This window comes from Microcoleus sp. S13_C5, assembly GCF_036700845.1.
Taxonomy (GTDB): domain Bacteria; phylum Cyanobacteriota; class Cyanobacteriia; order Cyanobacteriales; family Microcoleaceae; genus Microcoleus.
Genome location: NZ_JAUBPR010000036.1, coordinates 46,065 through 52,328, shown reverse-complemented (window position 1 = coordinate 52,328; position 6,264 = coordinate 46,065). Strand labels below are relative to the sequence as shown.

Sequence of the window (6,264 nt, the reverse complement as noted above, 5' to 3'; positions counted from 1 at the left end):
GTTCATGGACTCCGACAGTTTGAATCCATCTTTTTGGGATGGAAACTAGCTCAGAATCAACTTGTGTGTACACGGTAGCCTTAATAAGGGGGGACTTGCGGGGGGTGAATTTGACTTTTGCAAGAACTCTAGAGAAGTTTATAGAGCATCTGCGATCGTGTAGAATCTGAAAATATAGTTTTAATGGAGTTTTGTTGCAAATGAAGTTTTTGGCGATCGAAACACTAATTGTTAGTTCTATCCTTCTGTCAATCTCATCATTCTCCTCTGCTCAAAGTAATCAACAGGGCTTTACAATTCTACCCACAGGATCTTACTACGCTCAAGGAACAATGTTCAATAACTCCCGTAGAGAGATTGCACATCAAAACAATAGAATTTGCATCAAGATCGTCGATGGTCCTGCAAATCCCTACAAAGGAGTCGAATCTATCACAATTAGCAGCGTGTCTGTTGAAAATGGGAAATTCTATATTGATGCAACTGGCACAGAGTTAGTATTAAAAAACAATGGAAAAGCATTTTCTGGCGACATTCGCGGTACATGGGAGTATAGAGGTATCTCCCCCGATCCAAGGAGTCAACCCATACAAGCTAAAAAAATGGCCGAGTGTGTAGCGGCTCAAGGACGATATGTGGAGAAGATGGAAGGAATATCAATTTCAGGAATCGATTTTCCCAAGCATTAACCACGATCGAGATGGGTGGGGGCGCAACCAAAAGCCGATATGTGGGATGCAGAAATGGGTAATCGGAGTAAGGTGCGCGGTACGCACCTTACATCATTAGGTTATTCGTCCCAGACTGTATCCTCAATCGGTAAGCAAACTCGGAGAAGTCAGCACAAAGACATCCCTGGTTCCCACCCCTTCAGATTCCGGTTTAATCGGTGTAGTAAAGTGGAAAAACTCATGGTCGTTAACTAACAGCAATTCTCCTGGCTGCAGAACTTTATTAAAAACAGGCTTCTCTTTTTTAGCCAAGTACAAATGCGTTGCCCCGCCTACAATATTAGTTCTGTCAACGGAGAAAATCCCGATAAAGTCAGTACCGTCTTGGTGAATGCCTTCCGGGGCGGGGTTGCCGAAATTGTGCGGTGAACAAGTCGTCCTGATTTGATGGATACCGATTTCAGCTTCCGGGTGAATTTTGCAAGAATCGAAAAAAGCAAAAATCATCTGTTTGAAATTATCGAGGGCGATTAGTCGATCGTCCAATTCGGCAAATTCCCGTCTGATATCACCCACTAGCGGATTGTATGTTTTGCTTTGATACAAATAGCCGTGAGGTAACTTAATTAACTCATTTCCGTTGACCGCAAACCGCGATAATCTTCTCGAACGATACTTACCTTTCACATACGGATCGACAGGCATATCGTCAAAAACTTCCTTGAAACCTTCTAGCTTAATCGAGTTTACTTTTTTGAAAGTAAACATGAAAGCATAATCCAAATGAATGGATTCTAATACGGTTTTCATAGATTTTACTCCCTGAAGCCTTGCTCCCCTCCCTAATTTTGCCTTGAGGAGGTGTATGCTTCTACTCTAGCGCAGGATTTTTGTATGTGTCGTAAAAGACCTTACCCAAATTGCAAAGATATCGTAAAGCTTGCAAGATGAATCCCGGGGCTGGTTCTTCTTTTAATCCAAAATCCCCAATCTAAAATCTAAAATCGATTGACTGCTTTCACCAACGACTGACAGGCCCGCAGGAAAACGGCAACATCGACTCCAAGTGCGACGTACTGAACGCCAGCATCAATCCACTGCTGGGCGATTTCGGGGTTTTCGGCAAAAGTACCCGCGGCTTTGCCTGCTTTGCGGATGGTTTGCACTGCCTCCTGCATCATGTCGATGACTCGGGGATCGCGGACTTGGCCGGGAATGCCGATCGACTGTGACAGATCGTAAGGCCCCAGAAAAATCACGTCCACCTCGGGCACAGTAACAATTGCCGCCAGGTTGTCGATGGCGCCTTTGCCTTCGACATGAATCACAACTAAGGATTCTTCGTTGAGTCGATCGGTGATATTTGTACCTGCGGCGGTGTAAAGTCCCGCCCGCGTAGCGAAGGAAAGACCTCGCGTACCCAGAGGACTGTATTTAGCGCTTTTGACAGCGGTTTCGGCATCGATTTTGCGTTCAATTTGAGGTACTTGAACGCCTGCACTGCCGATGTCGAGAGCTCGTTGAATTTGCGGCCCGTCGTTTTTGCGGACACGAACAATGGGTGCAATTCCGGTACAGTCGGCGGCGCGACACAAATCTTCAGCAGCAAGCGGGTTCAGGGGGCCGTGTTCCATATCGATAACGGCGAAATCGAATCCAGCGTGACCGCATATTTCCATGAATGCGGGATAAGCGCAGTTCATAAATAAACCGAGGACTGTTTCGCCTTGTTTAATTTTTTGTTTCAGTTGGTTTTGGCGCATAAATTGGGATTTTTTTTACTGGGGGGGAAGGCCTACGAACCCAGATTATTTTTAATAATACAGCTACACTATTGCCGTTATAAATTACTTTATGTTAAGAGAATAGACAAAAATTTTGTAGCTGCTTTTGCTTCTATTTTAAATGGAATCAAGCACAAAAGCCAGGCAAAAACAAACATTCCTAAAATTGGTAAAAATATTGCTCCCACGGAGGGTTCGACTAACCAAGCAAATAAAGAAAACATTCCAATACTGCCAGTTGTCCACAGCCAAAGAATCAGAAATCCTATAACTATTTTATGTAAAGTCATCCTAATTTTGATGGAACAACCGAACTGTTGATTATGTATATCTCCTTGTATAATTGGGAACAATAAATTTCGACCGATGATGATGCGATTGATTTTGAAAGTTTTGCCAGAAATCGTTCCTTCATAGGGTTTCGCAGGTAGCGGGCCAAAGGGTATAATTATTCTAAAAACTTTGGGAGGAGTAACAACTTCGTCCAACCTGCGTAAAACTTCAGAATAAGTTAAACTGGTGGTAATTGTTAAACTCTCAAAAGGAATCAATAATCTAAAAAATTTGAATATTTTGAGCATAAGGTAGAGCCGGCTGTTCAATAGTTGTTGCTGGTATTAATGCCTCTTGTCTAAAAAAGTTTTCCCTGACAACACCGCGAAATACCAGTATACTGCAAAATAAACATTTAGAGGGCATGAGTGTTTTTCGCGCTATGTCAAAATTAATTTCACAATCTCCGATGAAACTTCGACAGTATCTATTTTTGCTCAAAGGTCGATCGATCCTTAGCCTCACCCTCGGCATAATTTCCGCGATTGGGAACATTTCGCCAGTATTTGCCGCACCTCCCCGTAATCCAGACAATGCAGAAACTTGCGACATTCTAGTAGCAGGCGGCGGGCTCGCAGGCGCTGCTACCGCTTACGAAGCTTTGCTGGCGGGGCGCACAGTTTGCCTTACTGAAATTACTGACTGGGTAGGCGGTCAAATTTCCTCCCAGGGAACTTCCGCACTCGATGAAAGAGAGACTCAGCGATCGCTCTTATTTTACCCCCGTGGCTACCTCGAATTGCGCGGGCGGATCAAGGAACATTACGGTCGGCTAAATCCCGGAGGCTGTTGGGTTAGCTATTCGTGTTTCATGCCCTACGATGGTCACAAAATTCTATTTAACATCTTGCAGGATGCCGCTAGAAAAGGCAAAGGCACGCTGAAATGGTTTCCCAATACAGTTATTAAAGAACTAGCAATTACTCCTGCTGTGGCGGGGAATACGGTTGGCGGTCAACAAATTAAAAGTGCGATCGCCATTCAACACAAACCGGCCCCCAACACCCCGCCAATCAACACGGAGACTCTTTCTCAGACTATCGAAGATGCCTATCGCTACGAAAATTCTCCGCGCTTTAACAAAACTATTATTCAGTTTATTCCTAAAGCATCTGCAACCTCCCCTAACCCCAGAAGGGGGGGGAATTCCACAAGTTCCTCCCCTTCGGGCAGTAGGGGGGGTGCTGATTGGTACGTTGTAGATGCCACTGAAACAGGGGAATTGATCGGACTTGCCGATGTTCCCTACCGCCTCGGAATTGACCCGCGTTCCCCTCTTGAACCTTCCTCCCCCAGCCCAACCGGCGACGCTTACTGCACTCAAGGTTTTACCTACACCTTTGCGATGCAGGCAACGAAGGAACCGCAGCAGCATCAAGTGCCGTCTTTTTATCAACAATATGCTCCTTACTACAGCTACGAATTGCAAAGATTGGCGAGCTTTCCCTTAGTTTTTACCTACCGCCAAATCAAGAGTATGAGACCGGATGAAAAGCGACCTTCAGACCCGAAGCAATTCCCGATTTATCCCGGGGATATTTCGATGCAAAACTGGACTTGGGGCAATGACTATCGTCCCGGCAATTCTCAAGATAATTTAATTTACACTCGCGAGCAGTTGGAAGAATCAGGTCAACTGCAACCGGGGGGATGGATGGGCGGTTTGCGAACGGAAACTTTGCGAAAGGGAGAGGAAAATGCCAAAGGATTTTTCTACTGGCTCGTAACAGGAACTACTGACTCGCAGCTAGGAGAGGGAGTCAAAAAGCCTAATCCAAACAATCGTTTTTTGAGCGGGTTGGATTCGCCGATGGGGACGGTGCACGGACTTTCTAAATATCCTTATATGCGCGAGGGCCGGCGTATTATTGGGCGGCCGAGTTTCAATCAGCCTCAAGGTTTTACGGTGTGGGAAGTTGATATGTCTCGCACTGACTTTACGGCTGATTTTTATCGCCAGAATTTGTCGGAGGAAGAGTATCGCAATTTGTGGTTAGCTGTCGGTGGTTTGAATGCGCCGGCTTTGGCTGTGGGAAGTCAATCTGTTGAGGATACAAAATCGCGATCGCGCGCTACGATTTATCCTGATTCTGTGGGTATCGGTCATTATGCGATCGACTTTCACCCTTGCATGACCAACAGTCCGCCGGAAGCACCGGGAAATACCGAACGCGAAGGTACTCGCAAAGCTCAAGGGCAAGCTTATCCGTTCCAAATTCCGCTACGGGCAATGATTCCCCAGAAAATTGACAATATGTTAGTGGCGGGTAAAAGTATTGCTGTTAGCCACACAGCGGCCGCTGCTTATCGAGTGCATTCTTTTGAATGGTCTGCCGGTGCGGCGGCGGGAGTTACGGCTGCTTTTTCCTTGGAAAAAGGGATTCTACCTTATGAATTAGTGGACGAATTGCCGTCCCGCGAACCGAACTTGGAAGTGTTGCAGTTGCGGTTGCAACAAAATGCTAATCCGATCGCCTTTCCGGGTACTTCTATTTTCAATAGTTCGTGGCAAAATTGGAAATAATCGCAGTTGGTAATCTGTAGGGCGGACATCCTGCCCGCCACACAATAAAATTCACTCTTTGTGGAACAGGGTGGAACAGGCTTTCGGGCCTGTTCTTGACACCCCAAAATTAACTCGTTACCAAGAAGAGCCTGCTAACCAATATAAATAACCAAAAACTCAGCATCTGATAAACAGCAATTTGTCATCCATCTTTCGATAGAAGCAATCAGACACTGCTTTAGTTGGATAATATCAATAATCTCAAAAATATTCCCCCCCTTCCCCTTCAAACTCGTCAAAGGTAACGGTCATGTCAACTGCACAGATAACAAGCCCCAATTCCAATAATGCTTATGCCAAACAGTTACTTAGAACCTTAGTGGCAGTCAAAAAAGGGGACTTTTCCGTTCGGATGCCCATAGACCAGACCGGTCTAGCGGGGAAAATTGCTGACGAACTGAACGAAATTATCGAGCTCAATGAGAGAATGGCGGCCGAACTCGAGCGGATCGGAACAGTTGTCGGTAAAGAAGGCAAAATCGCCCAGCGGGCAACCATCGGCAGCGCCGAGGGGTCATGGGCAGCTAGCGTAAACTCTGTCAATACCCTAATTACAGATTTAGTGCAACCAACCTCTGAAACCGCCAGAGTAATTCGGGCCGTAGCAAAAGGAGATTTATCGCAAACCATCGCCCTAGAAATAGAAGACAGACCCCTCAAAGGAGAATTTCTCCAAACAGCGCAAATTGTTAACACAATGGTAGACCAGTTGAGTTCCTTTGCGTCGGAAGTAACCAGGGTTGCTAGGGAAGTAGGAACGGAAGGGAAATTAGGCGTGCAAGCTGAAGTTAAAGGAGTTGCAGGAACCTGGAAAGATTTAACCGATTCAGTTAACTCAATGGCGGGGAATTTAACAGCCCAAGTGCGGAACATAGCAGAAGTGACAACCGCTGTGGCAAATGGCGATTTA

Annotated in this window: 6 protein-coding genes; 3 read left to right on the top strand and 3 right to left on the bottom strand. The window is 45.8% G+C overall.

Annotated elements, in window-relative coordinates:
• Positions 1 to 200 precede the first annotated feature (200 nt).
• Positions 201 to 689 carry a hypothetical protein gene (locus QUA04_RS12495; protein WP_333257410.1) on the top strand — a complete coding sequence of 163 codons (489 nt, stop codon included), beginning with the start codon at positions 201 to 203 and terminating at the stop codon, positions 687 to 689.
• Between the two features lie 123 nt (positions 690 to 812).
• Here the strand turns inward: QUA04_RS12495 and QUA04_RS12490 are convergent, their stop codons facing one another.
• The 3 genes from QUA04_RS12490 to QUA04_RS12480 all read right to left on the bottom strand — a co-directional run bounded on the left by QUA04_RS12490 (position 813) and on the right by QUA04_RS12480 (position 3,036).
• Positions 813 to 1,481: a 2OG-Fe dioxygenase family protein gene (locus tag QUA04_RS12490; protein ID WP_333257408.1), complete on the bottom strand. Its 669-nt coding sequence runs from the start codon at positions 1,479 to 1,481 to the stop codon at positions 813 to 815.
• A 188-nt stretch (positions 1,482 to 1,669) separates the two neighbouring features.
• Entirely contained in the window at positions 1,670 to 2,434 is a 765-nt protein-coding gene (locus QUA04_RS12485; RefSeq protein ID WP_333257405.1) for an aldolase/citrate lyase family protein, read from the bottom strand.
• Between the two features lie 89 nt (positions 2,435 to 2,523).
• Entirely contained in the window at positions 2,524 to 3,036 is a 513-nt protein-coding gene (locus QUA04_RS12480; RefSeq protein ID WP_333257402.1) for a hypothetical protein, read from the bottom strand.
• Between the two features lie 161 nt (positions 3,037 to 3,197).
• Between QUA04_RS12480 and QUA04_RS12475 the strand changes: the two genes are divergently transcribed.
• Entirely contained in the window at positions 3,198 to 5,312 is a 2,115-nt protein-coding gene (locus QUA04_RS12475) for an FAD-dependent oxidoreductase (protein WP_333257399.1), read from the top strand.
• 292 nt (positions 5,313 to 5,604) lie between these two features.
• Positions 5,605 to 6,264, top strand: a 660-nt coding sequence (locus QUA04_RS12470) for a HAMP domain-containing protein (RefSeq protein WP_333257396.1), incomplete at its 3' end; no start/stop codon positions are given.